Genomic DNA, 1,495 nt, shown 5'->3' with positions numbered 1-1,495 from the left:
CTGCATCGTGTTCTGCTGGCTTCTACTGCTGAGAATGACGTGGTGCTCGACCCGTTCAGCGGCACCGGCACCACGGCTGCCATGGCCAAGCGCCTGCGTCGTCATTTCGTCGGTATCGAACGTCATCCGGACTACGCCGAAGCGGCGATCGCCCGCGTCAACGCGGAAACGCCCATCGCAGCGGATGCGGTCGCCACCACCCCGATGAAGCGTGAAGCGCCGCGCGTGCCCTTCGGCAGTCTGGTGGAGCGAAACTTCATCACGCCCGGCACGATTCTGTGCGACAAAAGCAAGCGCGTGTTTGCCACCGTCTCGCCGGACGGAACGCTGATCAGCGGCGCAAAGCGGGGCTCGATCCACAAGCTTGGCGCGCTGCTCACCAATGCGCCGTCGTGCAATGGCTGGACCTTCTGGCATTTCGAGCGCGATGGAAACTGGCTGCCTCTGGACACTCTGCGTGGCGAAAGTCTGGCTGTCGAAGCCAACGCTCCCACCACCGCAGATCAGATCGCCGCGCAGTAATTCAGTATCTCGAGAAGAACGGCGCCGCCTCTCTTCTCACCTATACCGCCTAGTACTGCCTAGCTTCCACCAAATCCGAGAAAGCCAGCGGTGGGCTGCGGTGTTCCGCCACTGGAATCGTAACGCTGGCTCAGGCTCGCCGCAGTGTTGCGCCCGGCCGAACCGCCTACATCCATGCGTCCCGAGCCGTTCTCGACCCGCACGCCGGAACTGGCCACCGAGGTTACGACATCGCTCGGAGACCCTTCGAGGTTACGCATGGCGAGAAGGTAGAAAATGATGTTGTTGCGGTTCAGGTCGATCGCCAGATCGAGCGGCGTCTGACCGAGCGCGTTATGACCGCCCATATCCGCTCCACGATTCACGGCTTCCTTCGCAGCCCCCAGACTGCCGCGATTGACGGCATCGAACAGAGCTGCCGTCGGCTCCATGTCCCCACTGGCATGACTGTTGTCTTCACCGTTTGACTGAGCGCCGGGAAGAGCGGCGGGAGGGGCGCTCCGTTTGGCCTCACGACGCGCTTCGGCCTCTTTCGCCGCGTCAGCCGCCTCGGATTCCGCCTGATCGGCATCCTGTGCATAAGCGGGTTTCGTCGGTAGTACAGACACGCCCACCGCTCCCATGAGCAGGGCGAGACCGAAAGTCTGCGCATGATAGCGCCGGGAAAGAAAGGCAAGACGGGACATGGATGCGATGATTCTCCCTATCCGTTTACTTTAATAAAGAAACACGCCCTTCGCCAGACGCCACCCGAAGGAAGTTTTGTGGCGCAAGCGCCTCATGCGCCACGTAATCACCATGAAGGTGAAACAAACCGGTCACAAAAGTTCATTATAGCGTTGCATTCGCGTGCAATTTTCCCGCACCCGCGAAAATCAGGGCATAGACATTATCCCGTCACAGAAGAGGGCTATATGAAGACGTTTTCTTGCTGCTAGGACTGTGACATCAACGTCTTTCCGAGAAGACGCAC

2 protein-coding genes are annotated in these 1,495 nt (G+C 60.0%); one reads left to right on the top strand and one right to left on the bottom strand.

Annotated elements, in window-relative coordinates; all coding sequences use genetic code 11:
• The coding region (locus KUA11_RS16915) for a DNA methyltransferase (RefSeq protein ID WP_254455012.1) at positions 1 to 522 on the top strand (522 nt) is incomplete at its 5' end.
• 59 nt (positions 523 to 581) lie between these two features.
• Here the strand turns inward: KUA11_RS16915 and KUA11_RS16910 are convergent.
• Positions 582 to 1,145 carry an ankyrin repeat domain-containing protein gene (locus tag KUA11_RS16910; protein WP_254455013.1) on the bottom strand — a complete coding sequence of 188 codons (564 nt, stop codon included), beginning with the start codon at positions 1,143 to 1,145 and terminating at the stop codon, positions 582 to 584.
• Between the last annotated feature and the right edge of the window lie 350 nt (positions 1,146 to 1,495).

Source organism: Acetobacter estunensis (assembly GCF_019083805.1).
In the GTDB taxonomy this organism is placed as follows: domain Bacteria; phylum Pseudomonadota; class Alphaproteobacteria; order Acetobacterales; family Acetobacteraceae; genus Acetobacter; species Acetobacter estunensis_A.
The sequence above is the reverse complement of the archived record's forward strand: the minus strand, read 5'-3'. Positions and strand labels throughout refer to the sequence as shown.